The following is a 24,296-nucleotide window of genomic DNA, read 5'->3' as shown; positions in this document are numbered from 1 at the left end:
CGTCGACGGGCTGCTGATGCCACACGGCATCATTCGCGGCTTCCCCGCGGTCGATCTCTACCGGGACAGCTGGGTCTACCTCGTCGCCGACGACAACCCCGAGGTCGGGGAGCAGCTCACCCTCGACGACCTGGCCCGGCTACCGTGGGTGACGTACCAGCGCACCTACGACGCGCCCGCCGCCCGCCAGATCGGCCTGCTCGGCATCGAGCCACGCGTGGAGATCTCCGTCGACAGCTTCGGGTTGATGCCTCAGCTGGTCGCGGGTACCCGCCGGGTGGCCCTCATCCAGCGACGTCTCGCCGAGCAGTTGGGCGGACTCGTCCCGGTCCGCGTCATGGAACCGCCCTACGACGCCGTGCCACTCCAGGAAGCCCTGTGGTGGCACCCGATGCACACCCACGACGCAGCGCACATCTGGCTGCGCGAGACGGCGGCCAGGGTTGGCGAGGTCGTCGAGGACGCGCGGCCCGCGGTCTCCAGTTCGCCGATCTGACGGCTCACCGGACGACTCGCAGGGTCATCGTCGGGGTGTGCTGTCCCGCATCGGAAGCGGCATGGCGGTTCCGGCGGACGTCTCGGTGACCGGTTTCGACGACATCGAGCTCGCGACCGACGTGACACCGCGGCTCACGACCGTGTCGTTGCCGCTGGCACAGGCCGGAGCCGAGGCGATCCGCCTCGCACTCGCGGCTCACCCGGAAACCGCGCACCTGATGATGCACGGGCAGGTCGTGGTACGCGACAGCACGGCGGTCCGCGCCGGCTGACCCCCAAGCCGTTGGCCCCGAGGCCATCGCTCATAGCCAGTTCGTCCACGGGCACGCCGATGTCACGGCGTACCTGCCGGAAACCTTGACGCGCTCAGCCGAACACGGCACTATTCGCGGAATACGTTTTCCCGAGGCAGAGGGGCGAGCGTGAGCACTCCCGCCTGCAGCGGTTGTCCGGCAGCGCCGACGACGCGCGGCGGGCGTGGCGACAAGACCGCCCCGTTCTCGCTGTCTCTGGCCCCGATCCCGACTCCCGCCCCGTTTCGCGCGCGCCCTCCCGTGAACGTGAGCCACCCGCGCCCTGAGCGGTCCGCCAGGTTTGCCGCTTGAGGTAACACAACCACCACGACGAGAAGAGGCATCAGTGATCGCTCACCGTCGACTCGCGCCGAGAGCGCTTGCCACCGCGTTATGCGCGTTGGCGGCTGTGTTCCTCTCGATCGCACTCGTCCCAACAGGGACGGCCAACGCCGCGAGCTCCACGTACTACGTGAGTGCGGCCGGCAACGACAGCAACGCCGGGACCAGCAGCGGCGCGCCCTGGCGCTCGCTGGGCAAGGTGAACTCGACGACGTTCCAGTCCGGCGACACCATTCGCTTCAGGTCCGGTGACAGCTGGGTCGGGCAGCTGTGGCCGAAGGGGTCCGGCACCGACGGTGCCCCGATCGCCGTCGACCGCTACGGAGAGGGCGCCAAACCGAAGATCGCCGGCCAGGGCACCGTCGACGACGCGGTGCGGCTGTTCAACCAGGAGTACTGGGAGATCCGCAACCTCGACGTGTCGAACGCGAAGCCCGCGACGGGGACGCCCGGTGCGAACCTCGGCGATTTCCGCGGCATCGGCGTGCACGGCGACAACGGCCAGACCTTGCGCCACTTCGTGGTCGACTCGGTCGACGTGCACGACGTGACCGGCGAGATCAAGTGGATCGGCGGCGACCCCGCGAACAACTCCCCGGGGGTCAGCTGGGGAACCGGCTGGGACCGCTCCAAGAACACCGGCGGCATCATCTTCACCACCACCGTCCCCGACATCGCCGCGCCCGGCGCTCCGACCGTGCTCACCGGCATCACCGTGCAGAACTCCACGATCAAGAACACCTCGTTCGCGGGCATCACCGTGAAGCAGTACACCGGTGACGCGCCGGGAGCCGTCCGCACGGGCTGGGGGGCGCGCCGAACGGCCGACGACACCCTCTTCAGGCCGCACACCAACGTCACGATCAGCGGCAACTACATCACGCAGGCGAACACCGACTTCGGCGGCAACGGCGTCTACCTCACCGACGTCCGGGACGGGCTCGTCGAACGTAACGTGATCGACCGGGTCGGCGTGTCCGGAATCGAGACCTACTACGCCGACCGCGTCACCGTCCAGCACAACGAGGTCATGGGCACCCACCACGCCCAGGGTAGTGCCGACGCGAACGGCCTCGATCCCGACGTCGGCACCACCAACCAGCTGTTCCAGTACAACTACCTGCACGACAACGGTGATGGCATCCTGCTCTGCGGGTGCAACTCCGCGGCCAAGTTCGGCAGCGCGGTGATCCGCTACAACGTCGTGACCGGCAGCAAGCGGTGGAACCTCCACATGTGGCAAGAGGCAGGCACAGTGGCGACCGTCTACAACAACACCTTCTACAGCACCGACGCGCCGAACATGGTGAGCGGCAACAACTCCGGCCGGGCCACGCTGACCAACAACCTGTTCGTGTCCGGCCGATCCAGTGCCGTCTTCCTGCAACAGTCGAGCCTCACCTACAACAACAACGGGTACTCGTCCAACCTCACGACCCGGCCCGCGTCCGACTCCAGGCGCGTGGTCGGCGACCCGAGGTTCGTGAACCCCGCCGTCACGGGACCCTACGGCGACGAGAACGGCCCGAGGCTCGACACGGCGGCGAACTTCGCACTCCAGACCGGGTCGGTGTTCGTTGACGCCGGGGCCACCGTCACCGGCAGCGGCGGTCGCGACTTCGCCGGAACGCCCGTGCCGAGCGGGAGCCGACCGGACATCGGTGCCTTCGAGCGCGGCGGAACGACGCCCGGCACCTCGTTCACGGAGTCGTTCGACGGCCTGACGACCGGCGCGCTCGCCGACGGGGCGAACGGGTGGCGGGTCGTCTCGACCGGGAACGAGGTCCGCGTGGTGGACACGCCCTCCGCCATCGACAAGAGCGTCCGGCTCAACCGCACGACCGACGGCGGCGGCACCGACGGGACCAACCTCGCCCGGATCTTCGGCACCCCGTTGCAGGGCGTGGTCACGATCGAGGCGGAGGTGATGCGCAATGACACGCAGGCGGGCTGGTTCGGGCTGCCCTACGTGTACAACGCCGGCGGCGTCCAGGCCGTCAGCGTCGCGTTCGCACGTGGCCAGATCCACGCGTACGAGGGCAGCACGAACCGCGTGATCGGCACGTACACCTCTGGCCAGTGGTATCGGATCACGCTCAGCGTGGACACCGTGAACCAGAACTTCGACCTGGACATCGACGGCCGACGGGTGCTGACCGATGCCGCCTTCCGCACCCCGATGCCGGGGATCGGAAAGGTCGCGTGGTACGCCAACGCGGCGGAGCGCGGGGCGGTGCACATCGACGACGTGCGAATCTCGGGCGGCCCCGCGCCCACCAACTGACGTCACGTCGTGAGGGCAATGCGGCTCTGCCGGGCCGTTTCGGCCCGGCAGAGCCACATCGCAGACGTCGGACTACTTGCCCGGCGCGCTGGAGGGATCAATGCGGCGATGTCGGCCCCCAGCTCGACGATGACCACTGGCGCGTGTGCCCTGGGTGTCGCGCCGGCTGAGGCACGCTGTCATGGTCGGGTCAATGCGTCGGTGAGTGCCGGGACGTAGAAGTCGGTGATTCCGGCGATGTTCGGATGTGTGCCGGTGCCGCCGGTTCCCGGATAGCCGTTGACCAGGCCGTTGAACGTGTATGCCACCCGGTGGCTGTCGATGCGGGTGTCCAGGGTGGTGTTGTTGAAGACGTCTGCGACCGTGATGCCCCACTTGTCGGTGATCTGCATCGTCACCGAACGGATTGCGAGTTGTGTGTTCCAGTCGCGGGAGCCGAGCTTGTGGACGGCCACGTACACGATCCGCGCGGTCGGCCATTTGGCCCGCATGGCGTGGATGGTGGTCTCGAGCGAGCCTGCGTAGGTCGACTTGTCGAAGGCAGCGGGGTCGAAGCCAGCAGCCATCGTGCCGACTCGGTACCGGTTGTTGTAGATGAGTTCGGCGTCGTTGGTGCCGCCGTTGAACACCACGTAGTCGGGCGACCGCGAGGCGGCCCCTCGCACTTGCGTGATGATCTGGCCGCCGGCAGGGCCGATCGCCGCGCCGTTCACGGCGTACTTGGTCAGGTTCATGAGCTCGCGTTCGGCCGTGAGGTTCACGAAGCTGCGTGCGTAGGTGTGGCCGTGGACGATGCTGTCGCCGAACGCGTACATCGTCTTGCCTCTCAGCTGCCCGTCCGCCGCGTACGCCGGTGCGCTGAGGCGGAAGTTGTCGATGGACTGCACGCCGGTTCCGTAGTAGTTGCAGGCGACGAGCTTCGCGAGGTTCCTGCCGGTCACGCTCGCCGTGCCGGAGGCCATGACCCGCGCGGAGGTCTCCTTGGTGGTGATCGTGTACTGCACTCTTCGCAGCGTGAAGTCGAGGTGCAGGTTCACCAAGTACCACTTGGCGCGGTCGTAGGCGATCCTGGTCCAGGTCGGGTTGAGCGAGTCCGGTGCGGACGCCGAGTCGGACACCGGGCCGGTCAGGCCGTACCGGAGTTCGGCGGCGGTGGCGGCGAGCGAGAACACGAGATTGCCCTGACTGTCACGCAGCTCGACACCCGTCTTGTGCCCGCTGCTGGCGACCGCCGTTCTCCAGTCGAAGGTCAGGTCGAGGGTTCGCTCACCGACGACGGCCGCGTCGAACGCCTTGACCGAGGTGGTGTAGTTCCTCATTCCGCTGGTGACGTTCAGGACCCCGTCGGCCACCGCGGCTCCGGCGGGGAAGCCGAAGTTCGCCGGGGACGTCTGAGCGCTGAACGTCTCGTCGACGAGAACGCCGGCTGCGGCTTTCGCCGTGGGGGCGACGAGGGCGATCGCCGCCGCCACGACGGCGAGGACCGCCGTGGGCCGAAGACGGCGGCGAGTTCGCCGATGGTCGGCATGCATGGAAGTCCTCCTGTCCGCTTCGCCGGCTACTTGCGTTCGAAGATCCAGACCGTGTTGGTGTCGGTGGAGCCGGTGTTCCACCGCACCTGGCCGGCCGAGGACGCGTAGAGGTACTCGCTGCCGGTGTTCTGATTGTTGAGGCGGAAGCTTCCGGAGGCGACCGGTTCCAGGGTCCAGAGCGCGTCGGCGGCGACACCGCCGGTGTTCCAGATGACGGTGTTGTTGGCGGCGGCGGCCAGGTTGAACCGTCCCGTCCGGGCGTTGCGGATCGTCCAGGCGCCGGACGTGGTCTGGGTGAGGACCCAGTCCTGGTCGTCGTAGGTGCTGGCGGCAGCCAGGATGACCACGCCGTTGCCGTCCGAGTCGAGGTAGGTGCCCGTCGACGAGTTCCTGATCTTGTAGGTGCCGGCCGTCGGCTGGCTCGGGTTCGGGCTGCTGCCCAGGCCGCTCATGATGGCGTTGACCATGCCCTGTTGGGTCACCGCGAGGGAACGTCGGTCGATCAGCCCGAACCCGTATTGCCCGTTGTGGCCGTTGTCCCAGTAGACGGTGGCCGCTCCGTACTTCTTGGCGGTGGCCACGACGGCACGCACGTAGTCCGCACGGTACCTGCCGTTCGACGAGTCCGACGACGACTTGTCGATCGCGCCGTATTCGCCGACCACCACCGGATACCCGTTGGCGACGAACCTGTCGTGCATCTTCTTCATCTGCGCATCCAGATGGTCCTCCTGGCCCCAGGACGACCGCTTGGACGGATTGGTCGCCGCCCGCCCCCACTGGGTGATGGTGCCGCTCTCCTCGCCGGCGAAGTCCCACGGATCGTAGTAGTGGACGGAGATCATGATCCGCCGCTCGTTGGCGGGGATCGTGGGGGACCGGTACTGGTCGGTCGGGAGTACGAAGCCGTAGTTCCCTGCGGTGTATTCGATGTTCGTGTTCCAGCCGGGGACGAGCAGCCACCGTGAGCCGTTGTTCCCGCCGGTCCTGCGCACGGTGTCGACGAAGATCTGGTTGTAGCTGTTGATGTTCGAGTAGCACGGCTGGGTCGGGCGGCCGAACTGCCCGTCGAAGTTCTCGTTCATGGATTCCAGGATCAGGCGCTGGTCGTAGTTCTGGAACCTGGTTGCGATTTGTTGCCAGACCTTCTGGTACTTGTCCTTGATCGTCGTCTGGGAGGACGAGTCGCAGATCAGCCAGGATCCGGTGATGGTCTTGTAGCCGTCGCCGTGCATGTTGATCAGGACGTACATGCCCCGGTTGTAGGCGTAGTCGACGACTTGCTGGATCCTGTTCAGCCAGGCGGAGTTGATCGTGTAGTTCGGCCCGGGTCCGATGTTGCGCAGGTAGGAGACCGGTATCCGGATCGTCTTGAACCCCGCCGCCTGCACCTTGTCGACGAGAGCCTGCGTGATGGTCGGCTGACCCCACGCCGTTTCACCGGGATATCCGTCGATGTTGGCTTCCAGTTGGTTGCCCAGGTTCCAGCCGGCACCCATGTCGGCAACGATCTGCGAAGCGTTCAGCTGCGCCGTGGTGTCGGCCGATGCTTGGTTCGTCAAGCCGGACATGGATGGGGTGACCGCCAGCACGACGGCGAGGAAGACGACTTTGAACCTTCTTGCTGTCGAAAGCACAGATATTTCCTCTCTTCGACACTCGAGGGGTGACAACGGTGACCGTCGCCGCCACGATGGCGCCGACAGCCCATCTCGTCGACGACCGGGGTTCGAAAGTCCAGACCGCGTTGGCGGCACTCGACGGTGTCGGCGGCGGTGGCGGCAACAGCCGCCGTGCGCGGGTCCGGCGAAGGGCAACGCCGGAATATGCGGTGCGTGCCCCATGTCCCGGCCGATAGCGCTGTCGCGCCAGGCGCGTCACCGGCGCCGCAGCAGTCGCCGTGGCTGGTCTCAGTGAGATTGTCGCATGTGGAGGGTGCTGCTGCGGCTTCGTAGCAGGACACCGTCGCGGTGCAACCTCCGCGGCACCGGGCGACTTTCGGTGACGAGGCGGTCGAGTGCTGATCAGCATCGCGGTCTCGGGCATCCGGGAAGGGTGCGGCGTAGGCGTGGCCGACTGTCGTCGACCCGTTTCAGATCGGCGGCCAGGTCACCCGCGGGGTGCGGGACGGCGGGATCGTCCACCTCGTCCACGAACAGGGCCCACCGAGGTGCCGCTGCGGGCGGGGGTGGCTCCGTCCTGCTCGGGCGCGGACACCGTGACCTCCGCCGGCAGCGGGGCGCTCCGGCGATCGCCGGAGCGCGCGATAACGACCCGCGTGTCGATGCGTTCGATTCCTTATTCGACACGGCATTCGACCTTCCTGCGAAGGACCCAGCAGATGAAATGCCAGCCGACATCGCCACGACCGGGGCCCGACGGTAGAGAAAGCGGTGTTGCGTAGATCAGGGAAAGCGCTTACCTGTCGTACCATAGAGCGGGCTTGCGGAGACCGTCAAGCTGCCACCTGGCTCTTCCCCCCGATGGCGCCCCAGGCACGTTCGGCGTCGCTAAAAGTAGCCGGCTTGAAGCGTTCCGGTTGTGGTGGAGGCTCTATTCCTTGAGAGGGTGGAGTCATGGCACGACCTTCACGGCACCCGGTTGAGGTGCGGGAGCGGGTGGTGTGTCTGGTCCGGGAGCACTGTGACGAGTACGGTTCGGAGTGGGCGGTGATCTGCTCGATCGCGGGGAAGCTCGGGGTGTCGGGCGAGACGCTGCGCAGCTGGGTTCGGCAGGCCGAGGTCGACGGCGGGCGGTGTCCGGGGACGACGACGGACGAGTCTGCGGAGCTGAAGCGGTTGCGGCGGGAGAACGCGGAACTCAAGCGCGCCAACGAGATCCTGAAGTCCACAACCTTAACTTATTGCGACAACGACAGGTTGTGACCTGAGTCCGTCTTCTGGTATTTGGTCTTGTGTGTCGATGGAGTTGGTGTCGGGCTGGTCGGCGGGGTTTGAGGCGTTCCTCGGCCGGTTCACGGGTCGGTTCCCGCGTGTGGAGTCACGGCGCCGGATGCGTTGGTATGTCAGGGGTCTGCTCTCCGAAGTGGAGCGAAGAACGGGTGGACCCTGGCCGAGGCGGCAGGTGATGCGGGTCCGGAGGGTATGCAGCGGCTGCTGAACTCCTACGCCTGGGACACCGACGGGCTGCGCGACGACATGGCGGGTTCCTCGGTCCTGGTCGTCGTTGACCCGGTAGACGATGAGGGTGGACTTGTCGCGCGTTCATGGGCGCGTTCGCGGGCGCGGGCGGGCGCGAGGAATGACCACCGGTTCGGCACCGGGTTCGCGTACTACAGCGTTGCGCACCAGGCATGGCTGATCGGCGGCGGCGAATACCGGCTCTACGCCGCTTCCTCCCGTGACGTCCGCTGCACCGCCACGATCGCCCTCGAGTCCACCGAACCCCGGCTGGGAAACGCCGCCTGAAATCTTGAGGTCGACGTCAGCGGTGGGAACGCAGAGGGGTGCTGGTGCTTCTTTCAACTTCCTGGAGATCGGACCGTCGTCGTGAAGCGCTCTTCGGCCCGGTCGATCTCGCCGAGTTGGGTGAGGATCGAGCTGGGGGTCGAGTTGCCGACCACCTTCTGCATCAGCGGGGTGTGGTCCAGGATCGCGTCCCGGATGGGTCGCAGAGCGGGCGGCGCGTGATGGAAGACCTGCCCGAGGACGTAGGCCTGCTGGGACTGCCGGGCGGTGTGCGGCTTGCGGGGGGCCTCGAAGGCGTCGAGTGCCTCGCGGACGGCCTGGTAGTCCGTCAGGTCCATCCCGCCCAAGCGGCGGCCGATGAAGTATCCGTCCTCGATGGCCATACCGGCGCCGTACGCGGCGTACGGGGATGTGGGATGCGCGGCGTCGCCGACGAGGGTCGCGCGGCCCTTGGACCACTGGCCCAGTGGCTTGCGGTCGCGGATCGCCCAGCGCTGGACGTGCGCGGGGTCGGTCGCGGCGATCAACTGGGGAAGCGGACTGGCGAAGGCCTGGCCGAGGGTGGTCGCGGTCGAGTGCGGGTCCCCGGTGAATTCCCGGCTCGCGTCGAACGCTTCGAGCACCCACCACTGATGGCCGTCACGTCCCTTGTCGCGGATGGCCGTCCAGCTGCCCTGGACAGTGCGGCTGTGGGAAAGGACGCACATCCCGGGCTCGGCCGCGATGCTCTTGTCGAAGGTGTAGCCGCCGATGACGTGCAGGTTGTGCTCGCGCTTGGGGCTGTCACCCCACAGCGTGCGGCGGACCAGGGAATCGATGCCGTCGGCGCCGATCACGACGTCCGTCTCGTGGATCCGTCCGTCCGCAAAGTGCAGCCGAACACCGCTCTCGTCCTGCTCGACACGTTCCACCGTGTGGTTGACCTGCAGGACTCCCTTGGGCAGCGCGTCGAGCAGCCGCTCGTACAGTTCGGGGCGCAGCAGGCCGATGAAGCCGCCGCCGTAGTCGCGGACGACGTGCTCCGGGATAGTCGCGCGGACCCGGCGGCGGCCGCGGGCGTTGCGGAACTCGGCTGTGCAGGGTGCCCCCAGGTCTTCGATGTTCACCCCGAGCAGCCCGAGTGCCTTGATGGGGGCCGGCCACAGGTTGAGGATGGTGCCCGCGGGTCGGGCCTGCGGGTAGCGCTCGAACAGCACGACGTCGTGGCCGGCCTGGTGGACGGAGAGTGCGGCGGCCAGTCCACCAGGGCCGGCGCCGATGACGGCGACGCGGCCGCGCTGGGCGGGGGACTTCTTCACGGTGCGTTCCTCAGTCCTGGTCGTCGTGGACCCGATAGACGATGCGGGTGGGCTTGCCGCTCTCGGCCGCGCGGTTCATGGGCGCGTTCGCGGGCGCGTTCGGGCGCGAGGAATGACAACCGGTTCGGCACCGGGTACGACGGTGTTGGAGATCTCGCCGCAATAATCATGACCACCCGCACCGCATCCCGGAATCAGGAGACACGCCCTCGTCGCTCCCCGGCGGGTTCACCGGGAGCCGAGCGTGGATGCGGCCGCGAGGCGGGCGCCCTGTCGCCAGACCGCGCGAATCGACAGGCTGTCGTTGATGGTCGTGGTGGGATCACCGTCGACCAGGACGAGATCTGCCCGCAGGCCTTGCTCGACGCGGCCCCGATCGTGGAGGCCGAACCGTCGTGCTGTCAGTGAAGTCGCCGAGCGCAGGGCTTCGGCGGGGCTGAAACCGGCCTGTACGAACAGTTGCAGCTCGCCGTGCAGACTTGCTCCGTGGGTCACGCCGCGCACGGCCAGAGCCGCGGCGTCGGTGCCTGCGATCACGTCGACCCCAGCCTGGCGCAGGGCTGCGATCGTGGCCAGTGCCATGTCGAAGTGCGAGGCGGGCAAGCCGCCGAACGTGTCGGAGAGGTGCGCCCGCAATTCCGGCGAAAGCTTTCCCGCAACGCGGGGATCTTGCGCCAGCTCCGTGCTGTGCGACAGCCCGACGATGGAGGCAAGGGGAGTCAGTGTCGGCACCACGAACACGTTCGCGCTTGCGATGCGGTCGACGATCTCCGGGGTGTGGGCCGTGTCGGCGAACAGATGGGCGAGGCCGTCGGCGCCGGCGTCGACCAGCTGTTCGGTCTCGTGCAGCGTCATGGCGTGGGCCATCACCATCTTCCCGCGAGCGTGCGCCTCGGCGATCACGGCGGCGTGAATCTCCAGGGGTACGTGCGGCAACTGGAAGCCGAACGCCCCGCCACTCTCGGCTATCAGCTTGATGTAGTCGGCGCCCTCGCTGATCCGGTCGTCGACGAACCCGGCCGCCTCCGCCACGGTGGTCGCGGTCGGCCAGACCGGATCGTTGAGGCCCTTCCGGAACTGATGAGGGTGGCCGTCGGGGTGGGTGAGCGAAAAGGAGGCGCTCCGCACGTCCGCGAAAGTCCGGTCGGCCTCGACCTCGGCGCGCAGCGGAATCATGGTGGCGGGGACCGAGCCCATGTCGAGTTCGGTGGTGACGCCGAAGGTCAGCGCCTGGCGCAGCATCGCGGCATCTGTGTGGGTGTGTGCGTCGATCAGGCCCGGCAGCAGGGTCGCGCCGCTGGCGTCGACGACTTCCACCCCGGTGACACGCGGCCCGCCCACCGAGACGATGACGCCGTCGGCGACGTGCACGTCGACCTGGCCCAGGTTCTTCTCGCCGTCGAACACCTTCGCACCGACGATGACGAACTCGTTCATCGGACTCCCCTCGCAATGCTGGACGTGTACTGGTTCGGGCTCACGGCTACGACGTCTGCCGGACCGGCAGGATGACCGCCGAAGGGTGTTCGGGGGCGTGGTGACCGTCTGTTCGGCCAGGCGGGCGACGGCGACCCCACGGGGGTCGCCGTTCCGGACAGACTGGGCCTACCGGCCCCGTCGTGCGGGTGGGATGGGAATCGGCTCGACTCCTGGCACGACGCGGGTGGTCAGGGTGCCGAGTTGTTCGACGGTGACGGTGACGACGTCGCCGGGTTGCAGGGGGCGGTGGGCGTTCAGGCCTTCGCGACCCCACAGTTCGGCGAGGCAGCCGCCGCCGCAGGTGCCGGAGCCGAGGACGTCGCCGGGGCGGATCTCGGTGCCGCGGGAGGCGTAGGCGATCATGTCGGCGTAGGAGAACGCCATGGACGACCAGCGGTCCTGCCCCAGCCGTTCGCCGTTGATCTCGACGGTCATCGTCAGGTCGAACGAGGTGTCGGTGCGCCAGGGTTGCAGCTCGTCGGGGGTGACCAGGACCGGTCCGAGGGTGGTGGCGGTGTCCTTGCCCTTGGTGGGGCCGAGCCGGACCTGCATCTCGGCGAACTGGACGTCGCGGGCGGACCAGTCGACGAGGATGGTGTAGCCGGCGATGTAGGCGTCGGCGTCGTCGGGGTGGATGTCGCGGCCGGTTCGGCCGATGACGGCGGCGACCTCCAGCTCCAGGTCGAACATCCGGCTGCCGGGCGGGAGGGGGACGTCGTCGTCGGGGCCGAGGATCGCGTAGGGGTTGGTGAAGTAGAACGCGGGTGCCTCGTACCAGCGTTCGGGTACGGTCGCGTCGGTTCCGCCGAGTCTGGAGACACCTTCGACGTGCCGTTCGAAGGTCATGAAGTCCCGCACAGCGGGAGGATCGGGGATCGGCGCGCGCAGCCGAAGGTCGCCGACCGCCCGGGTCGCGGCAGGCGCGGCCAGGGCCTGCTCCCCGGCCTCCCGCAGGGTGCCGTCGCGCAGGAGGCCGAGCATCGTGACGCCGCGACCCAGGGGATGGACCTGGTCGTGGTGGAGGACGCCGACCCGATCACCGTCGTCGTCGGCGTAGGTCACGAACCGCACAGTCGCGCTTCCCTTCAGACGGAGGTGTGCATCGGGCGGCCGAGCCAGGCGATCGCGTCCCCGAAGGCGGCGATCACGTCGAGGTCCCGGCCGGCGTGGTCTGCGTAGACGCGGTGCAGGTTGAGCACGATCCGTTCGGCGTCGGCCCAGCCCGTGAACTCGCCCAGGTCAACCTGGCGGGCGGCCTGCAGGGGCGTCAGACCCCGGGAGAGCCCGTCCTGGGCGGTGTCGAGGATGAGCCGGTAATAGCGGCGGTGCTCGTCCAGGACCCGGGTGATGCCGGCGCCGGTGAGGACCGGGCCGTGGCCGGGGACGACGACGTCGGGTTGCAGGGACTCCAGCCAGTCGACCGCGGCGAGGGCCCCGTCCACCGAGCCCATGAAGACCAGCGGGGTGAGTCCGGCGAACACCAGATCGCCGGAGAACAGCACGCGTTCTTCGGGCAGCCAGGCGATCAGATCTCCGGTGGTGTGCGCCGGGCGGCCGGGGTGCAGCAGCTCGATCCGCCGACCTGCGACGTGCAGGGTGAGTGCGGAGCCGGCCGAGATGTCGGGAAGCCTGCGGGTCACCGGCCCCCAGTCCGGGACCGGGTTCCACAGCGGTGGGCAGCCGTCGATGATCGGGTCGGCCTGAAGCCCTTCCCGCATCCGGCTGTGCCCGACGATCACTGTCGTGGAGGGGAGGAGGCTGTTGCCGTAGGTGTGGTCACCGTGCTGATGGGTGTTCACCGCCAGCCGGACGGGCGCCCCGCCGGTGGCCGTGTCCACGGCGTCGAGAAACCGGCGGGTGCGAGCCGCGGTGGCACAGGTGTCGATCACCAGGACCCCGTCGTCGCCGGCCACCGCGCCGGCGTTGTTGACCCACCAGGTCCCGTCCGGCTGCACCCAGGCGTGGATCCCGGGAAGCAACTCCTGGAGTTCCGCCGCGTCCGCTGTGGGAGGAGGAGCGGAGTTCGTGTCCGGGGTGTCGGTCATGACCCGGCCTGTCCGTCGTCCTTCACGGTGGCGACGCGGCGGCGACCGTGCTGTTCGTACCTGGCGAAACGCATGGCAATCCTCAGGATCTGGGTGAGTTGCACAGGCCGGGGGCATGGCAGAGCGGGGAGTGCGCCGAGCACCCGGGGCCAAGGGGGGGTCAGACCGGCGGAGCGACGAAGACGCCGCGGTCGACGTCGTTCTGCATCTCCTTGGCGACCATCTCGTTCATCGGGTTGGCCGTGCCCCACTGGTCGGCGTTCTCGGGCTTCGTCAGGTCGTAGATGTGCGGGTGCCAGGTGTCCTCGTCCAGCTCTTCGAGCTCGGTGGTGTACTCCACGGTGTTGCCGTGCGGGTCGAGGAAGTACGTGAAGGTGTTGTCGCCCGCCATGTGCCGTCCGGGGCCCCAGATCTTGGTGGCGCCGGAGCGCATCACGCGGCCGGAGCCGCGCATGTACTCGTCGATGCCGCGCATCTCGAAGGAGAGGTGCTGCAGGGAGGTGTGCGGGCCGCGGGCAATGGCCATGGAGTGGTGCTGGTTGCTGATCCGCATGAAGTGCATGAGCTCGCCCATGTGCGGGATGCACATCGTGTCGGACAGCCGGAAGTCGAGGTGCTGCTCGTACCAGGCGCGGGTGGCGTTGATATCGGTGGAGTTCAGGACGACGTGCGAGAGACGGACGGGGATGGCCTCCTTCTCCTCGACACGGCGGTGCTTGCGTGCCTCGACGTCGGCGGAGACCTCGATGGTGCGGCCGTCGATGTCGAAGAAGCGGAAGCCGTAGCCGCCGCCGGGGGTGTCGACCTTGCCCGGCTGGGAGATCAGCTGTACTCCACCCGCGAGGAGTTGCTCGGCGAGTGTGTCCACGTCGGCGGGGTTCGCCGCGCCGTAGGAGATGAGGTCGAGGCGCTTCTCCTCGGCCTTGCGGAGCCGGACGATGTACTGCTCGGGGGAGCCCTCGGCGGCCAGGAAGGAGATGCCGGAGTCCTCGGCGACCTTGGTCAGGCCCCAGACGCCGGCGTAGAAGTCGAGCTGCTTGTCGTAGTCCGGCACGGCGAGGTCGACGTGCCGCAGATGGGTGAGTAGACGGTTGGTCATGTCGGGCTCCTCAGATGAGACGCAGCAGCGCTGCCGCGTTGCCGCCGCGCACGGCGTGGAAGTGGGGGTCGGGGAGGTCCTTGACGGCGCGCAGTGCGCCGAGCGGGTCGTCGGTGCCCATGTCGAAGGGGAAGTCGGAGCCGAGCAGCACCCGGTCGGGGCCGGCCACCCGGATCAGTTCGCGCAGGACGTGCGGGTCGTGGACGAGGGAGTCGAAGTACAGCCGCTTGAGGTAGCTGCTGGGCGGGTGCGCGCAGCCGCGGGCGTCGGCGCGGGCACGCCAGGCGTGGTCGGAGCGGCCGATGTGGGTGGGCAGGTAGCCGCCGCCGTGGGCGGCGACGATGCGTAGCCCGGGATGGTTGTCCAGGACGCTGGAGAAGATGAGGTGGGAGAGCGCGACGGCGTTCTCGGCGGGCTGGCCGACGGTGTTGGACAGGTACCACCGGTCGAGACGTTCGTCGAGTGTGCAGCCGAAGGGGTGCAGGAAGAGGATCGCCCCGGTTTCCTCGGCACGCTTCCAGAACGGTTCGTAGGCGGGGTCCGACAGCTCGCGCCCTGGCGCGTGACTGGAGATCTCGACACCGCGCAGGCCCAGGCTGAGTGCGTGGTCGAGGGCTTCGACGGCGTGGTTCGGGTGCTGGAGCGGGGCGAGGCCGAGGCCGTGCAGTCGTTCCGGGGCTTGGGCGACGTGCTCGGCGGTGCCGGTGTTGGCCTCTTCCCAGACCGTGCGGGCCAGCGTCTCCTCGGCCCAGTAGTGGTAGTGCGAGGGGGACGGCGAGACCAGTTGGACGTCGATCCCGGCGGCGTCCATCGCGGCGAGCCGGGCCTTGACGTCGGTCAGTTTCGGGATGCGGTCGCGCAACATCGGGCCGCTGACGGCAGCGGCCTCTGGGCCGTTGCGGCGGGCGTCGAGAGCACGGGCGGCGGCCAGGGCGGGGTGTCCTGCGACGGCGTCCTCGATGCGCGGGAGCAGGACGTGCGCGTGCACGTCGATCGTGGGTGCGCTGCTCAGCGGACGCGCGGAGTTCACGGGGTTTCCTTGATGATGGACATCGTGCGGGACATCAGACCGGCCATGTCGGCGTTGCGGTTGCCGTCCATCTGCCACTGACCGAGTTGCACCGAGGCTTCGACGACCGTGCGGACACGGTCGATCCGGCGTTCGTAGAAGCCGGTCAGCAGGGTGTCCAGGGAACTCCAGTCCTGCTGGTCGCTCAGCATTTCGGCGAGCACGGAGGCGTCTTCCAGCGACATGGCCGCGCCCTGGGCGACGGTGGGCGGACAGGAGTGGGCGGCGTCGCCGATCAGGACGACCCGGCCGCGGTGCCAGGAGCCCTCGACGAGCAGCCGGGTGAACCACGTGTAGTTGACCTTGGCCGGGTCGGCGATGCTCGCGGCGATCTCCGGCCACACGCCGCCGTAGCCCGCGGCCAGCCGGCGCATCTCCTCCGCGTAGGAGGCAGGGTCGATGGTGGTGCGGTCGCGGTTGGCCTCCACGAGGTAGGCGTAGATGGTGTCCTGGCTGGTGGGGCAGTAACCGGCGATGTAGCAGGGACCGCCGTAGCTCAGGTCGGTGCGTTCCACGCCCTTGGGTCGGTGCGTGGCGACGCGCCAGATGGCCATGCCGGTCGGCTCGGGCTTGTCGCCGATACCGATCATGGCGCGGGTGGCGGAGTTGACGCCGTCGGCGGCGATGACGAGGTCGTAGCGCCCCTCGGTGCCGTCGCTGAAGCGGACGGTGACGCCGGTCCCGTCCTGGGTCAACTCGTTCGCGGTGGTGCCGAGGCGGACGCTCGCGCCGCTGGCGCGGACGGCCTCGCAAAGGATCTCCTGAAGCTGTGCCCGCTGCATACCCGCGGTCGCGGGCAGATCCTCGCCACCCGTGCGGATGCCCTGCTGGACGTGGAACACCGTCCCGTCGGGCGCGGCCAGGCCCACGGAGTCGAAGGTGTAGCCGGTCTTCTGGACCTCGTCCCACACGCCCAGTTCGCGCAGGACGCGCAGCGCGTTGCCCTGCAGGGTGATGCCGGAGCCGAGGACGCTCCAGTCAGGTCGTGCCTCGATCAGGTCCACGGTGATGCCTGCCCGCCGTAGCAGCACGGTCACGGCGTTGCCGGATGCGCCACCGCCGATGACGAGGACGGTGCGAGGACGGGGATCTGTCATGGGGTCTCCCGATGAGGGGCCGCACGGCGTCGGGCGGCAAGGGTGGGGCCGGGGCGCGGCTATCGGGGGCGCCCGGCCGTTTCAGGGCGCTACTTGACGGCGATGGGGTCGACGGGCGCGCCGACGGCTGCCGCTTCCTGCGCGACACAGCGGGTGCGCTGGGCGCCGAGCCCGGTGATCGAGCCGTCCATCACGTCGCCGTCGCGCAGCAGTCGGCCCCAGTGGATGCCGTTGCCTGCCGGGCTGCCGGTCAGAACCAGGTCGCCGGGGAGCAGTCGGGCGGTCTGGGAGATGTACGAGACGATCCGCGCCACGTCGAAGATCATGTCCTTGGTGGACTCGTCCTGCATGGTCTCCCCGTTGAGCTTGAGGGTGACCTGAAGGTCGGACGGGTCGGCGACGGAGCCTGCCGGGACGATCCAGGGGCCCAGCGGAGTGAAACCGGGGGCGTTCTTGCAGCGCAGCCAGTCGGTGCCGATGGGCGGCATGTCCCGGCGGAAGACGGTCGCGCGGTCGGTGAGGTCATTGGCGATGGTGTACCCCGCGACGTGTTCCAGGGCTTCCTCCACGGTGACCCGGTAGGCGGGGCGGGAGATCACCGCGGCCAGTTCCAGCTCCCAGTCGGGCTTCTCGGCCCACGCGGGGAGCACCACGTCGTCGTAGGGACCGCTGATCGCGGTCGGCAGGCCGGTGAAGACGTACGGGAGGTCCTCGGCGGCCCGCTTGTCCATGATCGCCGCGATCTCGGCGCGGGCCTCTTCGGCGGTGCGCGGGTCGTCCGGGGCGCGGTGCGCGACCCCCAGGTCGATCACGTGCTGGCGGTAGTTGGCGCCCGACTGGAAGATCTGTCGGGGCTCGAGCGGCGCGTGCACCGCCAGGTCCGCCAGCGGCCGCCAGTCGCCCGCCGGGTCCTCCGCGAGGGTGCGCAGGAGTGGCAGCTGCTCGTCCCAGCGCTCCAAGAGCACCAGCGTGGTCAGCGTGGGTTCGCCCAGTGCCGTGCACAGGTCGAGGACTCGGCCGTCCGGCACCACGAGGCCAGGGAACCTGGCCCCGCCCGGAGCCGACAGGGTGCCGATGGCGAACGGGCCGGAGAAGGGGGTGAAGGGGACCGACGCGGCTGTGGATGTCACGGAGATGTCCTCCCGATTGCGATGTCACCAATCTGGCCCGTAAGGTGTGATCTGGGAAATCGATTCATTAAATGGTCTGCATCCAGCGCACAAATACTTGTACGTTCCGACTCCGCACCGGGGTGCTTCGTGAATCTGGCAAGCCTGGACCTCAACCTCGTCGTTGCCCTGCGCGCTCTGCTGGAGGAGCGCAACGTGACCAAGGCGGGGCGACGCATCGGGCTCAGCCAGTCCGCCATGAGCGCTGCCCTGGCCCGGCTGCGACGCCATTTCGACGACGACCTGCTCTCCCGGACCGGCGCACGCTACGAACTGACCGCCCTCGGCCTGGCTCTCCTCGGCCGCACCGCCACCGCCTGCGACCTGCTGGAGCGCGTCTTCACCAGCCAGGCCGACTTCGACCCCGCCCGCGAGGAACACGAGTTCACCCTGGTCGCCTCCGACTACGCGGTGGCCGTCTTCGGCGTCGAACTCGCCCGCACGGTCCATGCCGAGGCGCCAGGCATCCGGCTCCGGTTCAAACAGGCGTCGACGGAAGTCATCGAGGACACCACGGCGCTGCTGAGTACCGTCGACGGGCTGCTGATGCCACACGGCATCATTCGCGGCTTCCCCGCGGTCGATCTCTACCGGGACAGCTGGGTCTACCTCGTCGCCGACGACAACCCCGAGGTCGGGGAGCAGCTCACCCTCGACGACCTGGCCCGGCTACCGTGGGTGACGTACCAGCGCACCTACGACGCGCCCGCCGCCCGCCAGATCGGCCTGCTCGGCATCGAGCCACGCGTGGAGATCTCCGTGGACAGCTTCCAGCTGATGCCCCTGCTGGTCGCAGGCACCCGCCGGGTGGCCCTCATCCAGGAACGTCTCGCCGAGCGGCTGGGCGGACTCGTCCCGGTCCGCGTCATGGAACCGCCCTACGACGCCGTGCCACTCCAGGAAGCCCTGTGGTGGCACCCGGTGCACACACACGACGCGGCGCACATCTGGCTGCGTGAGACGGCCGCCAGGGTCGGCGAGGCCGTCAATGCCGATCGGCCCACGATCTCCGGTCCGCCGATTTGAGAGCGCGTCTTGGAACGTGGTTGAGGCAGGAGGCGTCGCGCTGCTCTGGGTGCATGCGGAGGCCGACACGGCCCAGGATCAGGATGTGGTCGAGGACCTCGCGTCGGACGGTGCCGATGACCCGTTCGCAGTGGGCGTTCATCCGGGGCGCCCGTGGCGCGCTGGTGATCACGTGAAGTTCCTCGGCCTGGAAGACGGTGTCGAATGTCCGGCCGTACTTGCCGTCACGGTCGCGTAGCAGGAAGCACGGGGACTCGGTACGGGTGCCGAGGTCGGCGGCGAGGTTTCCGGCCTGCTGCGTTGCCCCGGCCTGTGTCTGGTGGGTGGTGACGCCGGTGATGTGCGGGTGCCGGGGGCCGTGTTCGAGGAAGGTCGGCGGGTTCTTCCCTGGCAAGTCGCAGCACGAGCGTCTTGATCGCAGTTCGTGTCGGTGGGCGTCCGGTACGTCGACGCATGGTGTGGTCCCACTTGCGGGCTATGAACCTCTGCGGTGCCAGGCGAGCAGGGTGCCCGGCGTGACCGGGAAGACCTCTCGCCAACGGCGACGATCCACCAGCCCGGACAGGGCGGCGAACCGGAACCGGTCTACAGGCTCATGACGAACCGGGCTGCGACCTGCCGACGAAGTACCACGTTCTCATGACGCAGCGCGAGCAGTTCGGCGTCCTGCTCACCGAGTGGCAGGGTCTTCCCGTCGCTCTTGATCCACTGCGGGCAGTCCCGACCGAAGGCCGTGGGTTGACGGTCGTGAGAGTCTTTGTATCAAGGGGTTGATACAAAGGGGGCGGCATGGCCGAGGTGTTGGGTACAGCACTGTTGAACGGGCTCATCGGCCTCGCCGTGTTGCTGGTGCTGTGGCCGACCCGGTCGGGCGGGCGGCGGTTCCTCCGGCGCTGGGGCGTTCCCGAGCCCGACGACCAGCAGGAAATCCAGGCAGTTCGGTACCTGCGGGACCGGCGGTTGCTCTACCCGCTGCTGTTCCTGGTCATCCCGGCCGGGCAGCGCATGCTGGGACTGCCCTACCCCGACTCGGGCGCGGTCCGCAACCTCGCTCCGGTGATCGTCGCGCTGTTGCTCGCGGAAGCGGTCGCGGCGTTGCGGCCGGTGCGTGGTGTCCGGGTCGCGACGCTGACCCGCCGCCGGTGGCGTGATCTGGTGCCGAGGTCGGCGATGGTCACCTTTCTCGCCTTGGGCGGATTGGCCGTGCTGTTCGCCGTCATCGGACTGCTCGCCCGGCCATGGGCCGAGCGGTCCGTCGCGATGGTGCAAGCCGACGGCGGCTGGGTGTCGGTGTCCGACCGGTACCGCGCCGAGATGGCCCAGCCGGTGGGCTGGATCGTGCTGATCGGAGTGGTGTCGGGCCTGGTCGCGGTCCTGGGTGTGGTGCGGCTGGCGGTGCGACGCGGCTCGGTCGCCGATCCCTTGGTGGACGCCGCGCTGCGCAGACGGAGCGCGAGGGTGGCGGTCGGTATCGGCATCGCGTGGATGGGTTCGATGGTCGTGCCCGTGAACAACTACCTCGGCCTGCTGCGCGGCGCGGCGGGGTTGAGACCGGACTCGTCGCCGATGCCCGGCTGGCTGGAGTACACGTCGTTCGCCAACCTCGTGGGGCCGTTGGTGTTCTTGGTCGCGGTGCTGGGCTGGGTCTTCGTGGCGAACCCCTCCGCCCGGCGGACCGCCGCGTGAGCGGGACGACCCGCATCCTGGTCGATCCCGACAGCGGTGTGGCGCCCTGGCGGCAGGTGCGCGACCAGCTCCTGCACCTGATGCGGGTCGGCGAACTGCCGGTGGGCGCGCCCTTGCCGTCGATCCGCCAACTGGCACGTGATCTCGGACTGTCGGTCGGGACGGTGGCGCGGGTGTACCGCGAGCTGGAGACGGCCGGACTCCTGCACACCGCCAGGCGTGCAGGCACCGTCGTCGCCGCCGTCCCCCAGCCGGAGACCGACGTCGCCACGGCCCTCGACGACGCGGCGACCCGATACGTGCTGGCCGCGAGGGCGCTCGGGGTGAACTCGCACGACGCGGTACAGGCCGTGCTGCACGCCTACCGTGACCGCGACTAGCACCCTGCCCGCACGCGCGACTCGCGGTGTCCGAACGCGCGACTCGCGAGAGGCAGGAGCCGAGAAATCAGGACGACAATTCTTGCGCCGCAACACGAGAGCGGTCTCACGCCATAGTCGAGTTGTCACCTTGTCGTGTGATCACCGACGCACGCCGATGCCCTTGCATTCCGGCAACTAAAGTGGCGTAACGTTTATGGGCTAGCCGGCGATCCACCGTGACATGGCCGGAAACCGCACGTATCTGCGGTTTCCGGCGTGGCTCGGGGAAAGGATCAGGGTGGCTCTGTTCGGCAACAAGGAGAGCGCGGAGATCGCCGCGCTCCAGCAGCAGTTGGCTTCGGCACACGCCGCGATCGCCGAGCTCCGGGGCTGGGTCGGTCAGCTTCGCGGTGCGGAAACCGCGGCGCTGGAGGCCGAACTGCGCGGGCTGCGGTCGACGGTGGAGCAGTCCAAGCACGAGTTCGCGACGCTCGGTGCGGCGCGGCAGCGACTGGCGGCCGAGATCGGGGCGTGGCAGTCGCAGTTGGTCGAGACGCGTGAATTGGCCCTGCTGCAGGAGGTCGGGGTCTACGAGTACGCGCACCCCCTGGACGACGCGCTCGCCTACAAGGACGCCTTGGACGCGGTGAAGCAGCGGATCAAGACGGCGGCCAAGGGGGACGCGGTGGCCTGTCAGGTCGATTGGGCTGTGAACGGGTCGGTCAAAGAGGGGCAGAGGCTGGGCAGGGACATCGCCAAGTTGATGCTGCGCGCGTACAACACCGAGGCCGACAACGCGGTGCGCGCGGTCAAGCCGCACACCCGTGAGGCGGTGAAGAAGCGGCTGACCACGACGCGGGACACCATCGGCAAGCTCGGCGCGCTGATGCGCATCGTGATCTCGGTGGACTACCACCGGCTGCGGCTGCACGAGATTGACTTGACCGCCGACTACCTCGTCAAGGTGGAGGCCGAACGCGAGGCGGCCAGGGCGGAGCGCGAACGGCTCCGCGAAGAGGCGAAGGTGATGAAGGAGATCGAGCGGGAGCGGGCGCGGCTGGCCAAGGAGCGGTCGCACTACGCCACCGTCGTGACGAAGCTCGAGGCGAAGGGCGACCTGGAAGGGCTGGCGCGGGCGCGGGAGCAGCTCGCGTCGGTCGAGGACGCGATCACCGGGGTCGAGCAGCGGGCGGCCAACGTGCGGGCGGGCTACGTGTACGTGATCTCCAACGTCGGGGCGTTCGGACCCGATGTGGTCAAGATCGGCATGACGCGGCGGCTCGAGCCGATGGACCGGGTCCGGGAGCTCGGGGACGCGTCGGTGCCGTTCCGGTTCGACACCCACGCCCTGTTCTTCTCCGAGGACGCGATTGCCCTGGAGACCGCCCTGCACCAGCGGTTGAGCCACAAGCGCGTGAACCTGGTCAATCCGCGACGGGAGTTCTTCTACGCCACCCCGTCGGAGGTCAGGGACCTCTTGGTCGCGCTGGGCGACGACCACGTCCTGGAGTACAACGACACCGCGGAAGCCGTCGAATGGCGTGCTTCCGATCCCGGCCGACGTCGCGCCGATGGCACGGCAGCAGGCGTGGGACCGCACCGCGAGCCGGTGTTGTCGGCTGTCGCGTCAACCAGTGATGTCGGCGCGGACGGCGACCTGTCCGACGACGGCGGTGAGTGACCGATGACCTACCCGCCCGGTGCTCCGCTGTCGCCTGCCCCGCCGGTGCGTGCTGCCGCGTGGTTGACCGATCCGCTCGACGACGCGCTGGTCCGCTACTGGGACGGCCACCGCTGGACGTTCCACACAGCCGTGCGCCGCGTGGAATCGCCCGTCGAGGTGGCGCCTCAGGTTCAGGCGCCCCCGCCGCCCGCGCCCGTTCTGCGGCCCGACGTGGCGCAGGCCCTCGAACGGGTGCGAGGCGTGCTCGTGGGATCGATGAAGGAGGTCAACCTCCTCGGTGGCTACCTCCGTCCGGAAGAACGGGTGCTGGCCCTGACCAGCGCGCAGGGCGAAGGCTTCGGGGTGCTCGCCTGCACCAATCACCGCCTGCTGTTCCTCTTCGTCGGTCTGGTGCGCAAGCAGTTCCTCCAGGTGGACTGGAACCAGGCCAAGGGGGTTGTCTACGACCGGTCGACGAAGACCTTCGCCGTCTACACCACCAAACCGACGAAACGCGCCGTGCCCGCGATGGCCGTGCGCGTACCCAACCTGGCCGACGCACAGGCCGTGGCCCACGCCGCGCAGACCGCATCCGCCGCGCCTCGACTGGACGTCATCTGAGGAAAGCCGCCGCACAGGCAGCCCCGGCAGGGGTGGCGAAGCGAGCTCAGCGGACTGATGTTCTCGTCGCCAGCCGGCCTGGCGACGGTCGCGCCCACGGCGCAGCGGCTCCTCGACCTCGAGCAGGACGACGGTGATGTTCTCGACGTAGGCAATGTCGCCCGCCTTCGGCAGTTCGCAGTAGTCGTTCGGCGTAGCAGTTGGCTCGAGGACGTCGAACTTGCTGCGCATCGTCCCGGCCGCCGCCGGCCAGCACTCGTGTGGCGGCGTCCTGGGCGGTCGCTCGCACCAGGACGGCCAACTCCTCGACGCGGGCCTCCAGTTCGGCGACGCGGGACTCCAGGTTCTCGGGCTCGGCCATGCCGCACGGGTTACCGCCCGGGAACGGTCCGGCGAACCGTGCCGCGCCGTCGGGATCGCCCGACAGCGGCTCGTCCGGCCCTGACGCCCACGGTCGTGAAGCATCGCAGTGCCGCCCACCGTCACTGCGTCATTCGGGTGTGTTTGTTGCGCTCTTCGGGTGTCGGCGGCGTTGTCGGACGTCATGGTGGCTGTGGCGGTCGGTCCCGGTGTCGTCTCAATTCCTTGCTGATGAAGGTGGCTGCGATGATCTCGGTGTCCGCTGAGGACCAGGCGTTGTTCGAGGGTTGGCTGCGGAGCAAGCAGCAGAAGATCGAGCGGAGGAAGTCTGGGGATCCGCATGTTCATCGCGGGTTGCGGTTTGTGTTCTACGGGCGGATGTCGACCAGTGGGTACCAGGATCGGCGGGCGTCGCGGTTCTGGCAGTTGGAGATCGCCGAGCGGTTGGTGGACGGGCACGGGGTGATCGTGGACTGGTTCTTCGACGAGGGGTGTTCGCGGACGCGTGCGTGGCACAAGCGGCCCGCCGCGGCGAGGTTGTTGGCCTTGCTGGCCGACCCGGACCGTGGGTTCGACGCGATCGTGGTGGGGGAGTACGAGCGGGCGTTCTGTGGGCGGCAGTTCGAGGATCTGGTGCCGGTGTTGGAGGAGTTCGGGGTGCAGGTGTGGTTGCCGGAGGCGGGTGGCCGGGTGGATTTCGCCGACGACGCGCATCGGACGCTGATGAACGTGCTGGGTGCGCAGTCGGAGCGTGAGGTGATGCGGACCCGGAACCGGGTGATCCAGGCGATGCGGGCCCAGACGTGTGACCAGGGCAGGTATCTGGGCGGTCGGCCGCCGTACGGGTATCGGCTCGTGGACGGTGGGTCGCATCCGAATCGGGTGCACGCGAAGTGGGGGCGGCGGTTGCAGAAGCTGGAGCCGGACCCGGCGACGGCGCCGCAT

General features: G+C 68.7%; 21 protein-coding genes and 2 pseudogenes. 12 read left to right on the top strand and 11 right to left on the bottom strand.

Annotated elements, in window-relative coordinates:
* The 3 genes from ALI22I_RS00885 to ALI22I_RS00875 all read left to right on the top strand — a co-directional run.
* On the top strand, positions 1-496 hold a 496-nt coding region (locus ALI22I_RS00885; protein ID WP_238597994.1), incomplete at its 5' end, for a LysR substrate-binding domain-containing protein.
* Positions 497-533: 37 nt separating this feature from the next.
* Positions 534-770 carry a substrate-binding domain-containing protein gene (locus ALI22I_RS00880; protein ID WP_077003677.1) on the top strand — a complete coding sequence of 79 codons (237 nt, stop codon included), beginning with the start codon at positions 534-536 and terminating at the stop codon, positions 768-770.
* Between the two features lie 367 nt (positions 771-1,137).
* Entirely contained in the window at positions 1,138-3,417 is a 2,280-nt protein-coding gene (locus ALI22I_RS00875; protein ID WP_238597993.1) for a right-handed parallel beta-helix repeat-containing protein, read from the top strand.
* Between the two features lie 179 nt (positions 3,418-3,596).
* Here ALI22I_RS00875 and ALI22I_RS00870 read toward each other — a convergent pair whose 3' ends face one another.
* Both ALI22I_RS00870 and ALI22I_RS00860 read right to left on the bottom strand, forming a co-directional pair.
* Positions 3,597-4,949 (bottom strand): SGNH/GDSL hydrolase family protein, encoded by a 1,353-nt coding sequence (locus ALI22I_RS00870; protein ID WP_083751314.1) that lies wholly within the window; start codon positions 4,947-4,949, stop codon positions 3,597-3,599.
* A gap of 26 nt (positions 4,950-4,975) precedes the next feature.
* Positions 4,976-6,622 (bottom strand): cellulase family glycosylhydrolase, encoded by a 1,647-nt coding sequence (locus ALI22I_RS00860; protein ID WP_179118036.1) that lies wholly within the window; start codon positions 6,620-6,622, stop codon positions 4,976-4,978.
* Positions 6,623-7,525: 903 nt separating this feature from the next.
* Between ALI22I_RS00860 and ALI22I_RS00855 the strand changes: the two are divergent.
* A pseudogene (locus tag ALI22I_RS00855) lies at positions 7,526-7,816 on the top strand (transposase); the annotation flags it as partial.
* A gap of 61 nt (positions 7,817-7,877) precedes the next feature.
* Positions 7,878-8,111 (top strand): annotated as a pseudogene (locus tag ALI22I_RS00850) (IS701 family transposase); the annotation flags it as partial.
* Positions 8,112-8,430: 319 nt separating this feature from the next.
* Here the strand turns inward: ALI22I_RS00850 and ALI22I_RS00845 are convergent.
* The 8 genes from ALI22I_RS00845 to ALI22I_RS00810 all read right to left on the bottom strand — a co-directional run bounded on the left by ALI22I_RS00845 (position 8,431) and on the right by ALI22I_RS00810 (position 17,594).
* Complete coding sequence (locus ALI22I_RS00845; RefSeq protein WP_077003673.1) at positions 8,431-9,675, bottom strand: FAD-dependent oxidoreductase; 1,245 nt, start codon at positions 9,673-9,675, stop codon at positions 8,431-8,433.
* Between the two features lie 228 nt (positions 9,676-9,903).
* Positions 9,904-11,112 (bottom strand): amidohydrolase family protein, encoded by a 1,209-nt coding sequence (locus ALI22I_RS00840; RefSeq protein WP_077003672.1) that lies wholly within the window; start codon positions 11,110-11,112, stop codon positions 9,904-9,906.
* Positions 11,113-11,280: 168 nt separating this feature from the next.
* Complete coding sequence (locus ALI22I_RS00835; protein WP_338013451.1) at positions 11,281-12,216, bottom strand: fumarylacetoacetate hydrolase family protein; 936 nt, start codon at positions 12,214-12,216, stop codon at positions 11,281-11,283.
* A gap of 23 nt (positions 12,217-12,239) precedes the next feature.
* Positions 12,240-13,199: an MBL fold metallo-hydrolase gene (locus ALI22I_RS00830; RefSeq protein ID WP_077003670.1), complete on the bottom strand. Its 960-nt coding sequence runs from the start codon at positions 13,197-13,199 to the stop codon at positions 12,240-12,242.
* 160 nt (positions 13,200-13,359) lie between these two features.
* Positions 13,360-14,298: a VOC family protein gene (locus ALI22I_RS00825; RefSeq protein ID WP_077003669.1), complete on the bottom strand. Its 939-nt coding sequence runs from the start codon at positions 14,296-14,298 to the stop codon at positions 13,360-13,362.
* 10 nt (positions 14,299-14,308) lie between these two features.
* Positions 14,309-15,328 (bottom strand): amidohydrolase family protein, encoded by a 1,020-nt coding sequence (locus tag ALI22I_RS00820; RefSeq protein ID WP_238597992.1) that lies wholly within the window; start codon positions 15,326-15,328, stop codon positions 14,309-14,311.
* On the bottom strand, positions 15,325-16,464 hold the full coding sequence (locus ALI22I_RS00815) for an FAD-dependent oxidoreductase (protein WP_077003668.1): 1,140 nt from the start codon (positions 16,462-16,464) through the stop codon (positions 15,325-15,327). The genes ALI22I_RS00820 and ALI22I_RS00815 overlap by 4 nt, the downstream gene beginning before the upstream one ends.
* An 89-nt stretch (positions 16,465-16,553) precedes the next feature.
* Complete coding sequence (locus tag ALI22I_RS00810; RefSeq protein WP_143531851.1) at positions 16,554-17,594, bottom strand: fumarylacetoacetate hydrolase family protein; 1,041 nt, start codon at positions 17,592-17,594, stop codon at positions 16,554-16,556.
* Between the two features lie 129 nt (positions 17,595-17,723).
* Between ALI22I_RS00810 and ALI22I_RS00805 the strand changes: the two genes are divergently transcribed.
* Positions 17,724-18,659, top strand: a complete 936-nt coding sequence (locus ALI22I_RS00805; protein ID WP_077003666.1) for a LysR family transcriptional regulator — start codon at positions 17,724-17,726, stop codon at positions 18,657-18,659.
* On the opposite strand, the gene ALI22I_RS51790 is transcribed toward ALI22I_RS00805, so the two are convergent.
* Positions 18,619-19,053 carry a hypothetical protein gene (locus ALI22I_RS51790; RefSeq protein ID WP_202970512.1) on the bottom strand — a complete coding sequence of 145 codons (435 nt, stop codon included), beginning with the start codon at positions 19,051-19,053 and terminating at the stop codon, positions 18,619-18,621. The genes ALI22I_RS00805 and ALI22I_RS51790 overlap by 41 nt on opposite strands.
* 395 nt (positions 19,054-19,448) lie before the next feature.
* Here ALI22I_RS51790 and ALI22I_RS52740 point away from each other — a divergent pair, with 395 nt between their 5' ends.
* The 6 genes from ALI22I_RS52740 to ALI22I_RS00770 all read left to right on the top strand — a co-directional run.
* Positions 19,449-20,345 carry a hypothetical protein gene (locus tag ALI22I_RS52740; RefSeq protein WP_077003665.1) on the top strand — a complete coding sequence of 299 codons (897 nt, stop codon included), beginning with the start codon at positions 19,449-19,451 and terminating at the stop codon, positions 20,343-20,345.
* Positions 20,342-20,725 (top strand): GntR family transcriptional regulator, encoded by a 384-nt coding sequence (locus tag ALI22I_RS52735; protein WP_077003664.1) that lies wholly within the window; start codon positions 20,342-20,344, stop codon positions 20,723-20,725. Before ALI22I_RS52740 ends, ALI22I_RS52735 begins: the two co-directional genes overlap by 4 nt.
* Positions 20,726-21,005: 280 nt before the next feature.
* A complete protein-coding gene (locus tag ALI22I_RS00785) occupies positions 21,006-22,388 on the top strand; it encodes a DUF4041 domain-containing protein (RefSeq protein WP_077003663.1) in 1,383 nt (460 codons plus the stop codon).
* Between the two features lie 3 nt (positions 22,389-22,391).
* Complete coding sequence (locus tag ALI22I_RS00780) at positions 22,392-22,991, top strand: DUF2510 domain-containing protein (protein ID WP_077003662.1); 600 nt, start codon at positions 22,392-22,394, stop codon at positions 22,989-22,991.
* Between the two features lie 220 nt (positions 22,992-23,211).
* The gene (locus tag ALI22I_RS00775; protein ID WP_077003661.1) at positions 23,212-23,436 is read left to right on the top strand and encodes a hypothetical protein; all 225 of its coding nucleotides are present in this window, start codon (positions 23,212-23,214) and stop codon (positions 23,434-23,436) included.
* A 161-nt stretch (positions 23,437-23,597) separates the two neighbouring features.
* Positions 23,598-24,296 (top strand): recombinase family protein (locus ALI22I_RS00770; protein WP_238597991.1); only part of this gene is annotated, 699 nt, incomplete at its 3' end.

It is taken from the genome of Saccharothrix sp. ALI-22-I (assembly GCF_001984175.1).
In the GTDB taxonomy this organism is placed as follows: domain Bacteria; phylum Actinomycetota; class Actinomycetes; order Mycobacteriales; family Pseudonocardiaceae; genus Actinosynnema.
The sequence above is the reverse complement of the archived record's forward strand: the minus strand, read 5'-3'. Positions and strand labels throughout refer to the sequence as shown.